Raw genomic sequence first — 16,248 nt, forward strand, 5'->3', positions numbered from 1 at the left:
CGAATTCATCACCCAACAAAACTACGCTTTGTTGACATATATCAAATTCAATTGTAGCACGTTAACAGATTTGTGAAAAACACTTACAGAAATGCCAGTTTAAGTCACAGAACCTCAAATTCTGTGAACGATTCAGCATTCTCCGGCACGATAGGATACAATTATTCGCTTATTGATCATCGCATTGTTTTAACTTATTGATAAATAAAAGCAGTAAAACATAAGCGCGAATAATGACTATTACGACGGGTTTATTAGTTCAACGAGCCGTTTAATCTTGTTTGTTGCTATTAACGCGTTTATTGTTGCGTAATTGTAAATATAAGCGGGCGCTGCGCCATCGTCAAAAACGCAGGCCCGCCTTCGGTGGAAGAGTCATGCAGCTTCATATTGTTTTAGTGGCTCCGGCGCGGCCGGAAAATGTCGGCGCGGCGGCGCGCGCGATGAAAACCATGGGCTTCACGTCGTTGCGCATCGTCGACAGCGAAGCGCACCTGCAGCCGGCGGCGCGCTGGGTGGCGCACGGTGCCGGTGAGATCCTCGACGGCGTGCAAACGTTCGCCACGCTGGAACAGGCGCTGGCGGGCGTGGATTTTACCGTCGCCACCACCGCCCGCAGCCGCGCGCGCTTTCACTACTACTGTACGCCGCCCGAACTGCTGGAACAGCTGAGCGAGCGTAAGCAGTGGGTCGGCCAGGCCGCGCTGGTGTTCGGCCGCGAAGATTCCGGCCTGACCAACGAAGAGCTGGCGCTGGCGGACTTGCTGACCGGCGTGCCGATGCAGGCGGACTATCCGTCGCTTAACCTGGGCCAGGCGGTGATGGTTTACTGCTACCAGCTGGCGAGCCTGATGGGTGTCAGTACACCGCAGGAAACGGCGGCGTCGGAAGGGCAGCTCAAGGCGCTGCGCCGCCGCGCCGATGCCTTGTTGAACGCGTTGGAGGTCGGCGATGACCAAAAATTGCGCGACTGGCTGCACCAGCGCCTCGGCGCGCTGCAACAGCGAGATACGGCGATGCTGCATACGCTGCTGCACGATATCGAAAAAAAACTCGCCAAGTGATAGCGGCTCCATCAGACGGTTACCCAGCGTGATCCACTAGTAAATAGGCTTTAAGTTGTTTTTTTGTTCTGTCATTTTGCTTTTCACCTGTTGCATCGCGCATTACCGCCGCTGAACGGAAAATAAGCAAAAAAAAGAAATAGTTTGACTTGGGATAGCGATTGCTTTAACCAATAGAGGGGACAGAGTATTTCATGAGACAGACAGACAACATGCGCAACATCAGCCTGAAAACCACAATTATTACCACCACCGATACCACAGGTAACGGGGCGGGCTGACGCGCACAGGAAACACAGAAAAAAGCCCGCACCTAATCAGTGCGGGCTTTTTTTTCGGCTTAAATTCGGAGAGATCACACATGCGAGTGCTGAAATTTGGCGGAACCTCGGTGGCGAATGCAGAACGTTTTCTGCGCGTCGCCGACATCATGGAGAGTAATGCGCGTCAGGGACAGGTAGCCACGGTCTTGTCCGCCCCCGCAAAGATCACCAACCATCTGGTGGCAATGATCGACAAAACGGTGGCGGGCCAGGACATTCTGCCGAATATCAGCGACGCCGAGCGGATCTTTGCCGACCTGCTGAGCGGCCTGGCGCAGGCGCTGCCGGGCTTTGAATACGATCGTTTGAAAGGCGTGGTCGATCAGGAGTTCGCGCAGCTCAAACAGGTGTTGCACGGGGTCTCGCTGTTGGGTCAGTGCCCGGACAGCGTCAACGCGGCGATCATCTGCCGCGGCGAAAAGCTCTCCATCGCCATCATGGAAGGGGTGTTCCGCGCCAAGGGTTATCCGGTCACGGTGATCAACCCGGTGGAGAAACTGCTGGCGCAGGGCCACTACCTGGAGTCTACCGTGGATATCGCCGAGTCCACGCTGCGCATCGCCGCCGCGGCGATCCCGGCCAACCACATCGTGCTGATGGCCGGTTTCACCGCCGGTAACGACAAGGGTGAGCTGGTGGTACTGGGCCGCAACGGCTCCGACTATTCCGCCGCGGTGCTGGCCGCCTGCCTGCGTGCCGACTGTTGCGAAATCTGGACCGACGTCGACGGCGTGTATACCTGCGATCCGCGCACCGTGCCGGACGCCAGGCTGCTGAAATCGATGTCGTACCAGGAGGCGATGGAGCTTTCCTATTTCGGCGCCAAAGTGCTGCACCCTCGCACCATCACGCCGATTGCCCAATTCCAAATTCCTTGCCTGATAAAAAACACCTCCAACCCGCAGGCTCCCGGCACGCTGATCGGCAAAGACAGCACCGATGCCGATATGCCGGTGAAAGGCATCACCAACCTGAATAACATGGCGATGATCAACGTCTCCGGCCCGGGCATGAAAGGCATGGTCGGTATGGCCGCACGGGTGTTCGCCGTGATGTCGCGCGCCGGCATTTCGGTGGTGTTGATCACCCAATCCTCTTCCGAATACAGCATCAGCTTCTGCGTGCCGCAGGGCGAACTGCAGCGCGCCCGCCGCGCGCTGGAGGAGGAGTTCTATCTGGAATTGAAAGATGGCGTGCTGGATCCGCTGGACGTCATGGAGCGCCTGGCGATCATCTCGGTAGTCGGCGACGGCATGCGCACCCTGCGTGGCATTTCAGCGCGCTTCTTCTCCGCGCTGGCGCGCGCCAACATCAATATCGTCGCCATCGCCCAGGGCTCTTCCGAGCGTTCAATCTCGGTGGTGGTCAGCAATGATTCCGCCACCACCGGCGTGCGCGTCAGCCACCAGATGCTGTTCAACACCGATCAGGTGATCGAAGTGTTCGTCATCGGCGTCGGCGGCGTCGGCGGGGCGCTGATCGAGCAGATCTACCGCCAGCAGCCGTGGCTGAAGCAAAAACATATCGACCTGCGGGTGTGCGGCATCGCCAACTCGCGCGTGATGCTGACCAACGTGCACGGCATCGCGCTGGACAGCTGGCGGGACGAGCTGGCCGGCGCGCAGGAGCCGTTCAATCTCGGCCGCCTGATCCGGCTGGTGAAGGAGTATCACCTGCTGAACCCGGTGATCGTCGACTGTACCTCCAGCCAGGCGGTGGCCGATCAGTATGTGGACTTCCTGGCGGACGGCTTCCATGTGGTAACGCCGAACAAAAAGGCCAACACCTCGTCGATGAACTATTATCAGCAACTGCGCGCCGCCGCCGCTGGTTCGCACCGCAAGTTCCTCTACGACACCAACGTCGGCGCCGGTCTGCCGGTGATCGAGAACCTGCAAAACCTGCTGAACGCCGGCGATGAGCTGGTGCGTTTCTCCGGCATCCTGTCCGGTTCGCTGTCCTTTATTTTTGGCAAGCTGGATGAAGGGCTGTCGCTGTCGGCGGCGACTCTGCAGGCCAGAGCCAATGGCTACACCGAGCCGGATCCGCGCGACGATCTGTCCGGTATGGACGTGGCGCGCAAGCTGCTGATCCTGGCGCGCGAAGCCGGTTACAAGCTGGAGCTGAGCGATATCGAGGTCGAGCCGGTGCTGCCGCCGTCCTTCGACGCGTCGGGCGACGTGGAGCATTTCCTGGCGCGGCTGCCGGAACTGGATAAAGAGTTCGCGCGCAACGTGGCCAATGCCGCCGAGCAAGGCAAGGTGCTGCGCTATGTCGGCCTGATCGACGAAGGGCGCTGTAAGGTGCGCATCGAGGCGGTGGACGGCAACGATCCGTTGTATAAAGTGAAGAACGGCGAGAACGCGCTGGCCTTCTACAGCCGTTATTATCAGCCGCTGCCGCTGGTGCTGCGCGGCTACGGCGCCGGTAACGATGTGACCGCAGCGGGCGTGTTCGCCGATCTGCTGCGCACACTGTCATGGAAGTTGGGAGTTTAATATGGTTAAGGTGTATGCACCGGCCTCGATCGGTAACGTCAGCGTCGGTTTTGATGTGCTGGGCGCGGCGGTTTCGCCGATCGACGGCACGCTGCTGGGCGACTGCGTCAGCGTGGAAGCCGCCGAGACGTTCAGTCTGCAAAACGCCGGGCGCTTCGTCAGCAAGCTGCCGGCCGAGCCGAAAGAGAACATCGTTTATCAATGCTGGGAGCGTTTCTGCCAGGAGATCGGCCGCGAAGTGCCGGTGGCGATGCGGCTGGAAAAGAACATGCCGATCGGATCGGGGCTGGGCTCCAGCGCTTGTTCGGTGGTGGCCGGGCTGATGGCGATGAACGAATTTTGCGATCGCCCGCTGGATAAGACGACGCTGCTCGGTCTGATGGGCGAGCTGGAAGGCCGCATTTCCGGCAGCGTGCATTACGACAACGTGGCGCCCTGCTATCTGGGCGGCCTGCAGCTGATGCTGGAAGAAGAAGGCATTATCAGCCAGGAAGTGCCGTGCTTTGACGATTGGCTGTGGGTTATGGCCTATCCGGGCATCAAGGTCTCCACCGCCGAAGCGCGCGCCATTTTACCCGCGCAGTACCGCCGTCAGGATTGCATCAGCCACGGCCGCTATCTGGCCGGCTTTATTCACGCCTGCCACACCCGGCAGCCGCAGCTGGCCGCCAAATTAATGCAGGACGTGATCGCCGAGCCGTACCGCACCCGGCTGCTGCCGGGCTTCGCCGAAGCGCGCAAGGCGGCGCAGGAGATAGGCGCGCTGGCCTGCGGCATCTCCGGCTCCGGCCCGACGCTGTTCGCCGTCTGCAACGACGGCGCCACCGCGCAACGCATGGCCGCCTGGCTGCAACAACACTATCTGCAAAACGACGAAGGTTTTGTTCATATTTGCCGTCTGGATACCGCAGGCGCTCGACTACTGGGATAACGCATGAAACTGTACAACCTTAAGGATCACAACGAGCAGGTCAGCTTCGCGCAGGCGATCAAACAAGGCCTGGGCAAGCAGCAGGGGCTGTTCTTCCCGCTGGAGCTGCCGGCGTTCGAACTGACCGAGATCGACCAGCTGCTGGAGCAGGACTTTGTCACCCGCAGCAGCCGCATTCTGTCGGCCTTTATCGGCGAAGAAGTGCCGGAAGCGGCGCTGAAGAAACGCGTACAGGCCGCCTTTGAGTTTCCGGCGCCGGTAGCGAAAGTGACGGAAGACGTCTCCTGCCTGGAGCTGTTCCACGGCCCGACGCTGGCGTTCAAAGACTTCGGCGGCCGCTTTATGGCGCAGATGCTGGCGGAAGTGGCCGGCGATCAGCCAGTGACCATTTTGACCGCCACCTCCGGCGACACCGGCGCCGCCGTGGCGCACGCCTTCTATGGCCTGAAGAACGTTCGGGTGGTGATCCTCTACCCGCAGGGCAAAATCAGCCCGCTGCAGGAAAAGCTGTTCTGCACCCTGGGCGGCAATATTCACACCGTGGCGATCGACGGCGACTTCGACGCCTGTCAGGCGCTGGTGAAACAGGCGTTCGACGATCAGGAATTGAAAGACGCGCTGCACCTGAACTCGGCCAACTCGATCAACATCAGTCGCTTGCTGGCGCAGATCTGCTACTACTTCGAAGCGGTGGCGCAGCTGCCGCAGGAAGCGCGCAATCAGCTGGTGATTTCGGTGCCGAGCGGCAACTTCGGCGACCTGACCGCCGGGCTGCTGGCCAAATCGCTGGGCCTGCCGGTGAAGCGCTTCATCGCCGCCACCAACGCCAACGACACCGTGCCGCGCTTCCTGACCAGCGGCCAGTGGCAGCCGCACGCTACGGTCGCGACGCTGTCCAACGCCATGGATGTCAGCCAGCCGAACAACTGGCCGCGCGTGGAAGAGCTGTTCCGTCGTAAGGTCTGGCAACTGAAAGAGCTGGGGCACGCGGCGGTCAGCGATGAGACCACCAAAGACACCATGCGTGAACTGGCCGAGCTGGGCTATATCTCCGAACCGCATGCGGCCATCGCTTACCGCGCGCTGCGCGATCAGCTGCAGGAAGGGGAGTTCGGGCTGTTCCTCGGCACGGCGCATCCGGCCAAGTTTAAAGAGAGCGTGGAAGCGATCCTCGGCCAGGAGCTGCCGTTGCCGAAAGCGCTGGCGCTGCGGGCCGATCTGCCGCTGCTGTCGCACACGCTGCCGGCCAGTTTCGGCGAGCTGCGCAAATTCCTGATGGCGCTGCCGGCCTGAAGTTCGGCAGGCAAGAAGGCGAAAAGCCGTCTTGCGACGGCTTTTTTTATGCCTGCTCCGGGCGTTTGAACACCAGCTCGTTGCCCTGCGAGGCGGCTTCGTCGAAGGCGTAGCCTTCCAGGTTGAAGTCCGCCAGCTGCTCGCTGCGCGTCAGGCGGTTTTTGATGATAAAGCGGCTCATCAACCCGCGCGCTTTCTTGGCGTAGAAGCTGATGACCTTGAACTTGCCGTTCTTCTCGTCGAGGAACACCGGTTTGATCAACGAACCGTGCAGCTTGGCCGGTTTCACTGCTTTGAAATACTCGTCTGACGCCAGGTTGACCACCACGTCGTCGCCCTGTTGCTCCAGCGCTTCGTTGAGCTTTTGGGTGATCTGATCGCCCCAGAAGCTGTACAGATCTTTGCCCTTCGGGTTTTCCAGCTTGATGCCCATCTCCAGCCGGTACGGCATCATCAGATCGAGCGGCCGCAGCACGCCATACAGGCCGGACAGCATGCGCAAATGCTGTTGGGCGAAGTCGAAATCGGCTTCGTTGAAATCCTGCGCCTGCAGGCCGGTATAAACATCGCCCTTGAACGCCAGCAACGCCTGGCGGGCGTTGTCCGGGGTAAATTTCGGCTGCCATTCGCTAAAGCGCGCGGCGTTGAGCCCGGCCAGCTTGTCGCTGATGCTCATCAGGCTGGCGATTTGCGCCGGCGTCAGCGCGCGGCAAATTTTGATAAGCCGCTGAGATTTGTCCAGCAGTTCGGGCTGCGTGAAGCGTTCTGTCGCCAGCGGGCTGTCGTAATCGAGCGTTTTTGCAGGGGAAATAATAACGAGCATGGCCAGATCCTGTTTATCCAAGTGCGCATACTGTAGCAAAAAGCGCGGAAAAAAGGGGCAATCGGTCCAATAGGCGGGGCGTGCATCGCACACGCCCCGGAATACTCAGCGCGGCGGCTGCTTGTCGTCCCACACGCCCGGCTCCAGCTGCGACTTCAGCTCCGGATAACGGTTGGCGTCGAAGGTCGGCAGCTTGCCCAGGCGGCGTTGGCGATGGTAGTCGTCGGCCAGCTTCAGCGCCACCCGCGACAGCAGCAGGATCGCCGTCAGGTTGGTGATCGCCATCAGCGCCATGGAGGTATCCGCCATTTTCCACACCAGCGGCAGCTCCGCCAGCGCGCCGAACATCACCATGCCCAGCGCCACGCAGCGGAAAATCAGCAGGCCGCCCGGATGATTGTGTTCGAGGAACACCAGGTTGCTCTCGGCATAGGCGTAGTTGGCGATGATCGAGGTAAAGGCGAAGAAGAAGATGGCGATAGCGACGAACGGCGTGCCCCAACTGCCGACGGCGGTCGACAGCGCGCGCTGGGTCAGATCGATGCCGCTGATGCTGTCGGTCGGCTGATCGAGAATGCCAGAGGAGAGGATGATCGCCGCGGTGGCGCTGCAGATGACGATGGTATCGATAAACACCCCGAGCATTTGCACATAGCCCTGCGAAGCGGGATGCGGCGGATAAGGCGAGGCGGACGCCGCCGCGTTGGGCGCCGAACCCATGCCGGCTTCGTTGGAGAACAGGCCGCGCTGTACGCCCTGGGTCATCGCCTGGGAGATGCCGTAACCGACGGCGCCGGCCGCGGCTTCCTGCAGGCCGAAGGCGCTTTTGAAGATCAGCGCCAGGATCGCCGGCATGTGCTCGATGTTATGGCCAATCACCCAGAGAGCCAGCAGCAGGTAGGCACCGGCCATCAGCGGCACCACCAGTTCGGCCACTTTGGCGATGGAACGGATGCCGCCGAAGATCACCACGCCGCTCAGCAGCACCAGACCGATGCCGACGTGCAGCGGCTGTAAGTGGAAGGCGACGGCCGAAGCTTGCGCGATGGAGTTGGCCTGCACGGCGTTGAACACCAGACCGAATGCGATGATCAGGAAGATCGAAAACAGCACGCCCATCCAGCGCATGCCAAGGCCTTTTTCCATGTAATAGGCCGGGCCGCCACGGTAGTTGCCGTTATCGTCTTTGGTTTTATAGAGCTGAGCCAGCGAGCTTTCCACAAATGAGGTGGCCATGCCGATAAACGCCACCACCCACATCCAGAAGATGGCGCCGGGGCCGCCGGCGGTCAGGGCGATGGCGACGCCGGTCAGGTTGCCGGTGCCGACGCGTGCTGCCAGCGTGGTGCACAGCGCCTGGAAAGAGGAGATGCCGGCGCTGTCGCTTTTATTGCTGTTTTTCAACACCGAGAACATGTGGCTGAAGTGGCGGAGCTGGATAAAGCGGGTGCGCAGCGTGAAGTAAATGCCGGTGCCGAGCAGCAGATAAATCAGCACCGACCCCCACAAAATGTTGTTTATAAAATTCATCAGGTCCGTCAATGGATCCCTCCTCTTATCGAAATTTAATGCGCACCTTGCAGCATCCACCGCAGGTGAAAAACATTGGCCTATTTTTTACAAGAGCTTAGCTGGAATCTGTCCGGCGTCAGTCGATTAAGATTTTTCGCAGATTAGCGGACGAATTGCATCAATTTTTTCGAATTTAACATAATTTATTCGGACAATAGCACGTTATTGCCTTTCCATCCGCTCGGTAATGGCGAAAGATATCGGCGTAAACGGTTGCTCGCCCAAGGATAAAACAGATGCTTGTGCGCCGCGGTTTTCCAGCCTTGCACCGGGCTTGGCGCATGTTATTATCAGGGTAGGGCATGGTTGAACAATGCCAAAAGTTCATGCACAAACGATGAGATAATGCCAACATGACCGACAAATTAACTTCCCTGCGCCAGCTGACCACGGTGGTTGCAGATACGGGTGATATCGCGGCAATGAAGCTGTATCAACCGCAGGACGCCACAACCAACCCTTCGCTGATCCTCAATGCAGCCCAAATTCCTGAATACCGCAAACTGATTGACGAAGCCATCGCCTGGGCGCGCGGCCAGAGCAGCGATCGCGAGCAGCAAATCGCCGATGCCGCCGACAAGCTGGCGGTCAACATCGGTCTGGAGATCCTCAAACTGGTTCCGGGCCGCATCTCCACCGAAGTGGATGCACGCCTGTCTTACGACACCGTTGCCAGCGTGGCCAAGGCCAAGCGCCTGATCAAGCTGTACAACGAAGCCGGCATCAGCAACGATCGCATTCTGATCAAACTGGCCTCGACCTGGCAGGGCATCCGCGCGGCGGAGCAGCTGGAGAAAGAAGGCATCAACTGTAACCTGACGCTGCTGTTCTCCTTCGCTCAGGCTCGCGCCTGTGCCGAAGCCGGCGTTTACCTGATCTCGCCGTTCGTCGGCCGTATCCTCGACTGGTACAAAGCCAACGGCGACAAGAAAGAGTTCGCCCCGCACGAAGATCCGGGCGTGATCTCCGTGACCGAAATTTACCAGTATTACAAACAGCACGGCTACAACACCGTGGTGATGGGCGCCAGCTTCCGCAACGTCGGCGAAATCATCGAACTGGCCGGCTGCGACCGCCTGACCATCGCCCCTGCGCTGCTGAAAGAGCTGGCGGAGAGCGAAGGCGCGCTGGAGCGCAAACTGTCTTATACCGGTGAAGTGAAGGCGCGTCCTGCCGCACTGACCGAACCTGAGTTCTACTGGCAGCACAACCAGGATCCGATGGCGGTCGAGAAACTGACCGACGGCATCCGCAAGTTCGCCGTAGACCAGGGCAAACTGGAAAAAATGATCGCCGACCTGCTGTAATTCCCGCAGATCGCGCAGTAAAAAGGTGGCTCAGGCCACCTTTTTTTATGCCCGACGCCCCTGCCGGCGGGGGAAGCCCTTATACTCTCGGCAATGACAACAGAACGGGGGACGAGCCCGTTCGGACCCCATCAGGCTGTAGAGGTTACGCATGGATATTTTACGTATTGGTTTGGTTTCCGTTTCCGACCGCGCTTCCGGCGGCGTTTACCAGGATAAAGGCATTCCGGCGCTGGAGGAGTGGCTGGCCGGCGCGCTGGCGACGCCGTTCAAGCTGGAAACCCGGCTGATCCCCGATGAGCAGACGCAAATAGAACAGACGCTGTGCGAGCTGGTGGACGAAATGGGCTGCCATCTGGTGCTGACCACTGGCGGCACCGGGCCGGCGCGCCGTGATGTCACCCCCGACGCCACGCTGGCGATCGCCGATCGCGTGATGCCCGGCTTCGGCGAGCAAATGCGTCAGATCAGCCTACACTATGTGCCAACGGCAATTCTTTCTCGCCAGGTGGGGGCGATCCGCAAACAGGCGCTGATCATCAACCTGCCCGGCCAACCGAAGTCGATCAAGGAAACGCTGGAAGGGGTAAAGGATGAGCAGGGCAATGCGGTGGTGCACGGCATCTTCGCCAGCGTGCCTTACTGCATTCAGCTGCTCGACGGGCCTTACGTCGAAACGCATGCCGCAGTGGTAGCAGCATTTCGGCCAAAGAGCGCGCGTCGCGAGATAAACCTCTAAATTTCAGCAATCTGCGAGATCGGCTTCAACCCGTCTGGTGTGAAAATAATTTGCCGCTATAGTAAGGATTCTTTTACAGAAAGCCTGCGGCTTTTATTTTTACAGCCTTTACCGACGGTGCCCTATGCCTCACGACACTAATCGCCGGCTGAACCGGCAAGACTACAAAACGCTGACGTTGGCCGCGTTGGGCGGCGCGCTGGAGTTTTACGACTTCATCATCTTCGTGTTCTTCGCCGCCGTGGTCGGCGATCTGTTCTTCCCGGCGGACATGCCGGAATGGCTGCGGCTGGTGCAAACCTTCGGCATCTTCGCCGCCGGCTATCTGGCCCGCCCGCTGGGCGGCATCGTGATGGCGCACTTCGGCGATCTGGTCGGCCGCAAAAAGATGTTTACCCTGAGCATTCTGCTGATGGCGTTGCCGACGCTGGCGATGGGCCTGCTGCCGACCTACGCCAGCATCGGCATCGCCGCGCCGCTGTTGCTGCTGCTGATGCGTGTGCTGCAGGGGGCGGCGATCGGCGGTGAGGTGCCGGGCGCCTGGGTCTTCGTCGCCGAACACGTGCCGCGCCGGCGCATCGGCTTCGCCTGCGGCACGCTGACCGCCGGGCTGACGGTGGGCATCCTGCTGGGCTCGGTGGTGGCGACGGTGATCAACACCACGCTCAGCCCGCAGAGCATTGCCGGCGGCGGCTGGCGCATTCCATTCCTGCTTGGCGGCATGTTCGGCCTGGTGGCGATGTACCTGCGCCGCTGGCTGCAGGAAACGCCGATCTTTATCGAGATGCAGGCGCGTAAAGCGCTGGCCGAGGAGCTGCCGCTGAAATCGGTGGTGCTCAACTACAAACGGGAAGTGGCGGTGTCGATGCTGCTGACCTGGCTGCTCTCCGCCGGCATCGTGGTGGTGATTCTGATGACCCCGACCTATCTGCAAAAGCAGTTCGGCATCGCGCCGGCCTTGACGCTGCAGGCCAACAGCATCGCCACCATCATGTTGATCGTCGGCTGCATCGTCGCCGGTTTGTCGGCCGATCGCTTCGGTGCCAGCAAAACGCTGGTGGTCGGCAGTGTACTGCTGGCCGGCTGCAGCTGGCTGTTCTATCAGACGGTGGGCGTGCGCCCGGAAATGCTGTTCGCCTGTTATGCTCTGGTGGGGTTCAGCGTAGGCGTGGTGGGGGCCGTACCGTACGTGATGGTGCGGGCATTCCCGGCGGAAGTGCGGTTTACCGGTATCTCGTTCTCATATAACGTCTCGTACGCTATTTTTGGCGGTTTAACCCCTATTTTTGTGACGTTGATCATGAAATTAACCCCGTTAGCGCCCGCTTACTATGTGTTGGCGCTGTCGCTCATCGGGCTGCTGCTCGGCTTCTACCTGCATCGTGACCTGAACAGCGAAGCCGGGGAGCGGCGAGCCGATTCCTACAGCTAAAAAAAAGCCCTGCAGTGCAGGGCTTTTTCATCAGGGGCGGGCGATTACGCCGTGACCGGTGAGGCCGCGACGCGCGCCGGAGCCGGTTCGCCAATCGGCAGCACGGTGCGGCCATACTGCTCGTTGAGTACTTCGGCCATCGCCAGGTAAATGGCGCTGGCGCCGCAGATAATCCCTTCATAGCCGGCGAAGGTCAGCAGCGTGTGGTTGCCGGTGATGTTGCCGACGGCCAGCAGGGCGAACAGCAGCGTCAGGCTGGCGAACACGAACTGCAGCACGCGGTTGGCGCCCAGGGTGCCGAAGAACATGAACAGGGTGAAGACGCCCCACAGCGCCAGGTAGATGCCCAGCACGTGGGCCTCGGTGGCCTCTGCCAGGCCCAGGCGCGGCAGCAGCAGCAGGCCGACCAGGCTCAGCCAGAAGCTGCCGTAGGCGGTGAAGGCGGTCATGCCGAAGGTGTTGCCCTTCTTGTACTCCAGCAGTCCGGCCAGGATCTGTGCCAGGCCACCGAAGAAAATCCCCATGCTGATGATGGCGGAGTTCAGTGGGAAAAAGCCCGCGTTGTGCAGGTTCAGCAAGACGGTGGTCATCCCGAAGCCCATCAGGCCGAGAGGGCCGGGATTCGCCAACTTGTTGGTGTGCATAAGTCCTCTGCGATAACAGAAAATTAACGGAAACAGCGAATTAAAATCATAAATGGTCTGAATGGCCAAAAAATCGAAGTTTTCCACCAGAGCGCGCGCATCATAATGATCCCCGCAACCGGAAACAATGATCTGAATGACGATAAAAAAAGAAATTTTTTTCGCCTTGCCCCTTGATGCCGGGTTGGATGGCCCCATCTTATTTGCAACCGCAGCTGCTAACCGCGGGTCGCACTGAGATATCGGGCAGTTGAAAAGCAAAAAATCGCCCGCATATAGGTTAGCAACCTGACTGATTATGAATTTTTTAGTGGAGACGTTTAGATGGGCAAAATTATTGGTATCGACCTGGGTACGACCAACTCTTGCGTAGCAATTATGGATGGTGCCAAGGCACGCGTGCTGGAAAACGCCGAGGGCGACCGCACCACTCCTTCTATTATCGCATATACCCAGGACGGTGAAACTCTGGTTGGCCAGCCGGCTAAGCGTCAGGCAGTCACCAACCCTGAAAACACCCTGTTCGCCATCAAGCGCCTGATCGGTCGCCGCTTCCAGGATGAAGAAGCGCAGCGCGACAAAGCGATCATGCCGTACAAAATCGTCGAAGCCGACAACGGCGACGCCTGGCTGGAAGTGAAAGGCCAGAAAATGGCTCCGCCGCAGATCTCTGCGGAAGTGCTGAAAAAAATGAAGAAAACGGCGGAAGATTACCTGGGCGAACCGGTAACTGAAGCGGTTATCACCGTACCGGCTTACTTCAACGACGCCCAGCGTCAGGCGACCAAAGACGCCGGCCGCATCGCGGGTCTGGAAGTCAAGCGCATCATCAACGAACCGACCGCGGCGGCCCTGGCCTATGGCCTGGACAAAGAAGTCGGCAACCGCACCATCGCGGTTTATGACCTGGGCGGCGGTACTTTCGATATCTCCATCATCGAAATCGACGACGTTGACGGCGAAAAAACCTTCGAAGTGCTGGCGACCAACGGTGACACCCACCTGGGTGGCGAAGACTTCGACAGCCGTCTGATCAACTACCTGGTGGAAGAGTTCAAGAAAGATCAGGGCATCGATCTGCGCAACGATCCGCTGGCGATGCAGCGTCTGAAAGAAGCCGCTGAGAAAGCGAAGATCGAACTGTCTTCCGCTCAGCAGACCGACGTTAACCTGCCGTACATCACTGCAGACGCGACCGGTCCAAAACACATGAACATCAAAGTGACTCGCGCCAAACTCGAGTCGCTGGTTGAAGATTTGGTGGCGCGCTCCATCGAGCCGCTGAAAGTGGCGCTGAAAGACGCAGGCCTGTCGGTTTCCGACATCCAGGACGTGATCCTGGTGGGCGGCCAGACCCGTATGCCAATGGTGCAGAAGAAAGTCGCAGACTTCTTCGGCAAAGAGCCGCGTAAAGACGTGAACCCGGACGAAGCGGTTGCCGTGGGCGCTGCGGTACAGGGCGGCGTGTTGGCCGGTGATGTGAAAGACGTTCTGCTGCTGGACGTGACCCCGCTGTCGCTGGGTATCGAAACCATGGGCAGCGTGATGACGCCGCTGATCACCAAAAACACCACTATCCCGACCAAGCACAGCCAGGTGTTCTCTACTGCGGAAGACAACCAGTCTGCGGTAACCATCCACGTGCTGCAGGGTGAGCGTAAGCGCGCCAGCGATAACAAATCTCTGGGCCAGTTCAACCTGGACGGCATCCAGGCGGCGCCGCGCGGCATGGCGCAGATCGAAGTGACCTTCGATATCGATGCCGACGGCATCCTGCACGTGTCTGCCAAAGACAAGAACACCGGTCGTGAGCAGAAGATCACCATCAAGGCATCTTCTGGCCTGAACGAAGACGAAATCCAGAAAATGGTGCGCGACGCCGAGCTGAACGCTGAAGCGGACCGCAAGTTCGAAGAGCTGGTGCAGACGCGTAACCAGGCGGATCACCTGATCCACGGCACTCGCAAGCAGCTGGAAGAAGCGGGCGACAAACTGCCGGCGGAAGACAAAACGGCGATTGAAGCGGCGCTGAAGGATCTGGAAGCGGCGGTGAAAGGCGAAGATAAAGCCGAGATCGAAGCGAAGACTCAGGCACTGGTGCAGGTTTCCGGCAAACTGCTGGAAATGGCTCAGGCGCAGCAGGCTCAGCAGGGTGCTGACGCCGGCGCGGACAACGCGGCGCAGAAAGACGACGACGTGGTTGACGCCGAGTTCGAAGAAGTTAAAGACAAAAAATAATCGCCCTTAAGCGGGCACGGGGCGGCCGAGGTGCCGCTCCCGGAAACCAGCACGGGCGTCGAGGCAACTCTGCGCCCGTGCACGCATGTTAAGGGTAAGCGAAAGAATGGCGAAGAAAGACTATTACGAGATTCTCGGCGTCAGCAAGACGGCGGATGAACGTGAGATCAAAAAGGCGTACAAACGCCTGGCGATGAAATACCATCCTGACCGCAACCAGGAACAAGACGCCGAAACCAAGTTTAAAGAAGTTAAAGAAGCTTACGAAGTTCTGACCGACGACCAGAAACGCGCGGCCTACGACCAGTATGGGCACGCGGCCTTTGAACAGGGCGGCATGGGCGGCGGCGGCTTTGGCGGCGGCGCCGACTTCAGCGATATCTTTGGCGACGTGTTTGGCGACATCTTCGGCGGAGGCCGCCGTCAGCGCGCCAGCCGCGGTTCCGATCTGCGCTATAACATGGAGCTGACCCTCGAGGAAGCGGTACGTGGCGTCACCAAAGAGATCCGCATCCCGACGCTGGAAGAGTGCGACGTCTGCCACGGCAGCGGCGCCAAACCGGGCAGCTCACCGGTCACCTGCCCAACCTGTCACGGCCAGGGCCAGGTGCAGATGCGTCAGGGCTTCTTCACCGTGCAGCAGGCGTGTCCGCACTGCCATGGCCGCGGTCAGATCATCAAAGATCCGTGCAACAAGTGCCACGGCCACGGCCGGGTAGAAAAATCCAAAACGCTGTCGGTGAAAATTCCGGCCGGCGTGGATACCGGCGATCGTATCCGCCTGGCGGGTGAAGGCGAAGCCGGCGAGCACGGCGCACCGGCGGGCGATCTGTACGTTCAGGTGCAGGTGAAGGCGCACCCGATCTTCGAGCGTGAAGGCAACAACCTGTACTGTGAAGTGCCGATCAACTTCGCCATGGCGGCGCTGGGCGGCGAGATTGAAGTACCGACGCTGGACGGCCGGGTGAAACTGAAGGTGCCTTCGGAGACCCAAACCGGCAAGCTGTTCCGCATGCGCGGCAAGGGCGTGAAATCGGTGCGTGGCGGCAGCCAGGGCGACCTGCTGTGCCGCGTGGTGGTGGAAACCCCGGTCAATCTGAACGACAAGCAAAAGCAGCTGCTGCGTGAGCTGGAAGAGAGCCTGGGTGGCCCGTCCGGCGACAAGAACAGCCCGCGCTCGAAGAGCTTCTTCGACGGGGTGAAAAAGTTCTTTGACGATCTGACTCGCTAACCTGCTGTTTCTGTTGGTTTATGTGCGAACCCCGGGCATCTGTCCCGGGGTTTTTATTTGCGCGCTAAACCGCTAATTCCACAACGTAAATGTGACTTATTCGTGCTTTTTATCGATTTTTTCGAGTTATTTAGCATTTATAAACTTATTTTT

Annotated in this window: 13 protein-coding genes and 1 other annotated feature; of the genes, 10 read left to right on the forward strand and 3 right to left on the reverse strand. The window is 59.4% G+C overall.

Annotated elements, in window-relative coordinates:
• The first annotated feature begins 377 nt into the window (after window positions 1-377).
• The 5 genes from GT753_RS15000 (at window position 378) to thrC (ending at window position 6,109) form a co-directional block, all read left to right on the forward strand.
• On the forward strand, window positions 378-1,064 hold the full coding sequence (locus tag GT753_RS15000) for a tRNA/rRNA methyltransferase (protein ID WP_004933000.1): 687 nt from the start codon (window positions 378-380) through the stop codon (window positions 1,062-1,064).
• A 212-nt stretch (window positions 1,065-1,276) separates the two neighbouring features.
• Window positions 1,277-1,345: a thr operon leader peptide gene (gene thrL, locus GT753_RS15005; protein WP_086581142.1), complete on the forward strand. Its 69-nt coding sequence runs from the start codon at window positions 1,277-1,279 to the stop codon at window positions 1,343-1,345.
• Window positions 1,284-1,401: a sequence feature (Thr leader region), on the forward strand. It overlaps the preceding gene by 62 nt.
• A 24-nt stretch (window positions 1,402-1,425) precedes the next feature.
• A complete protein-coding gene (thrA, locus tag GT753_RS15010; RefSeq protein ID WP_160125730.1) occupies window positions 1,426-3,885 on the forward strand; it encodes a bifunctional aspartate kinase/homoserine dehydrogenase I in 2,460 nt (819 codons plus the stop codon).
• A 1-nt stretch (window position 3,886) separates the two neighbouring features.
• Window positions 3,887-4,816: a homoserine kinase gene (thrB, locus tag GT753_RS15015; RefSeq protein ID WP_004932993.1), complete on the forward strand. Its 930-nt coding sequence runs from the start codon at window positions 3,887-3,889 to the stop codon at window positions 4,814-4,816.
• Window positions 4,817-4,819: 3 nt separating this feature from the next.
• Window positions 4,820-6,109 carry a threonine synthase gene (thrC, locus tag GT753_RS15020; RefSeq protein WP_015376606.1) on the forward strand — a complete coding sequence of 430 codons (1,290 nt, stop codon included), beginning with the start codon at window positions 4,820-4,822 and terminating at the stop codon, window positions 6,107-6,109.
• Window positions 6,110-6,155: 46 nt separating this feature from the next.
• Here the strand turns inward: thrC and yaaA are convergent, their stop codons facing one another.
• Both yaaA and GT753_RS15030 read right to left on the reverse strand, forming a co-directional pair.
• On the reverse strand, window positions 6,156-6,932 hold the full coding sequence (gene yaaA / locus GT753_RS15025; protein ID WP_004932988.1) for a peroxide stress protein YaaA: 777 nt from the start codon (window positions 6,930-6,932) through the stop codon (window positions 6,156-6,158).
• Between the two features lie 105 nt (window positions 6,933-7,037).
• The gene (locus tag GT753_RS15030) at window positions 7,038-8,474 is read right to left on the reverse strand and encodes a sodium:alanine symporter family protein (RefSeq protein ID WP_082997241.1); all 1,437 of its coding nucleotides are present in this window, start codon (window positions 8,472-8,474) and stop codon (window positions 7,038-7,040) included.
• A 383-nt stretch (window positions 8,475-8,857) separates the two neighbouring features.
• Between GT753_RS15030 and tal the strand changes: the two genes are divergently transcribed.
• The 3 genes from tal (at window position 8,858) to GT753_RS15045 (ending at window position 11,982) form a co-directional block, all read left to right on the forward strand.
• Window positions 8,858-9,811 carry a transaldolase gene (gene tal, locus GT753_RS15035; protein WP_004932982.1) on the forward strand — a complete coding sequence of 318 codons (954 nt, stop codon included), beginning with the start codon at window positions 8,858-8,860 and terminating at the stop codon, window positions 9,809-9,811.
• Between the two features lie 151 nt (window positions 9,812-9,962).
• Window positions 9,963-10,550: a molybdopterin adenylyltransferase gene (gene mog / locus GT753_RS15040; RefSeq protein ID WP_015376607.1), complete on the forward strand. Its 588-nt coding sequence runs from the start codon at window positions 9,963-9,965 to the stop codon at window positions 10,548-10,550.
• Window positions 10,551-10,674: 124 nt separating this feature from the next.
• On the forward strand, window positions 10,675-11,982 hold the full coding sequence (locus GT753_RS15045; protein WP_021505369.1) for an MFS transporter: 1,308 nt from the start codon (window positions 10,675-10,677) through the stop codon (window positions 11,980-11,982).
• Window positions 11,983-12,026: 44 nt separating this feature from the next.
• Here the strand turns inward: GT753_RS15045 and satP are convergent, their stop codons facing one another.
• Complete coding sequence (gene satP / locus GT753_RS15050; RefSeq protein WP_015376609.1) at window positions 12,027-12,626, reverse strand: acetate uptake transporter; 600 nt, start codon at window positions 12,624-12,626, stop codon at window positions 12,027-12,029.
• Window positions 12,627-12,950: 324 nt separating this feature from the next.
• Between satP and dnaK the strand changes: the two genes are divergently transcribed.
• Window positions 12,951-14,864 carry a molecular chaperone DnaK gene (gene dnaK / locus GT753_RS15055; RefSeq protein ID WP_004932972.1) on the forward strand — a complete coding sequence of 638 codons (1,914 nt, stop codon included), beginning with the start codon at window positions 12,951-12,953 and terminating at the stop codon, window positions 14,862-14,864.
• Window positions 14,865-14,970: 106 nt separating this feature from the next.
• A complete protein-coding gene (gene dnaJ / locus GT753_RS15060; protein WP_004932969.1) occupies window positions 14,971-16,095 on the forward strand; it encodes a molecular chaperone DnaJ in 1,125 nt (374 codons plus the stop codon).
• Window positions 16,096-16,248 lie beyond the last annotated feature (153 nt).

Source organism: Serratia sp. Z4, assembly GCF_009900725.1.
In the GTDB taxonomy this organism is placed as follows: Bacteria; Pseudomonadota; Gammaproteobacteria; order Enterobacterales; family Enterobacteriaceae; genus Serratia; species Serratia nematodiphila.

Excerpts from the sequence above, each read along its gene's own strand:
- satP (WP_015376609.1), bottom strand. The coding sequence starts at position 12,626 with ATGCACACCAACAAGTTGGCGAATCCCGGCCCTCTCGGCCTGATGGGC.
- GT753_RS15045 (WP_021505369.1), top strand. The coding sequence starts at position 10,675 with ATGCCTCACGACACTAATCGCCGGCTGAACCGGCAAGACTACAAAACG.
- dnaJ (WP_004932969.1), top strand. The coding sequence starts at position 14,971 with ATGGCGAAGAAAGACTATTACGAGATTCTCGGCGTCAGCAAGACGGCG.
- dnaK (WP_004932972.1), top strand. The coding sequence starts at position 12,951 with ATGGGCAAAATTATTGGTATCGACCTGGGTACGACCAACTCTTGCGTA.
- tal (WP_004932982.1), top strand. The coding sequence starts at position 8,858 with ATGACCGACAAATTAACTTCCCTGCGCCAGCTGACCACGGTGGTTGCA.
- thrB (WP_004932993.1), top strand. The coding sequence starts at position 3,887 with ATGGTTAAGGTGTATGCACCGGCCTCGATCGGTAACGTCAGCGTCGGT.
- GT753_RS15000 (WP_004933000.1), top strand. The coding sequence starts at position 378 with ATGCAGCTTCATATTGTTTTAGTGGCTCCGGCGCGGCCGGAAAATGTC.
- yaaA (WP_004932988.1), bottom strand. The coding sequence starts at position 6,932 with ATGCTCGTTATTATTTCCCCTGCAAAAACGCTCGATTACGACAGCCCG.
- mog (WP_015376607.1), top strand. The coding sequence starts at position 9,963 with ATGGATATTTTACGTATTGGTTTGGTTTCCGTTTCCGACCGCGCTTCC.
- thrC (WP_015376606.1), top strand. The coding sequence starts at position 4,820 with ATGAAACTGTACAACCTTAAGGATCACAACGAGCAGGTCAGCTTCGCG.
- thrA (WP_160125730.1), top strand. The coding sequence starts at position 1,426 with ATGCGAGTGCTGAAATTTGGCGGAACCTCGGTGGCGAATGCAGAACGT.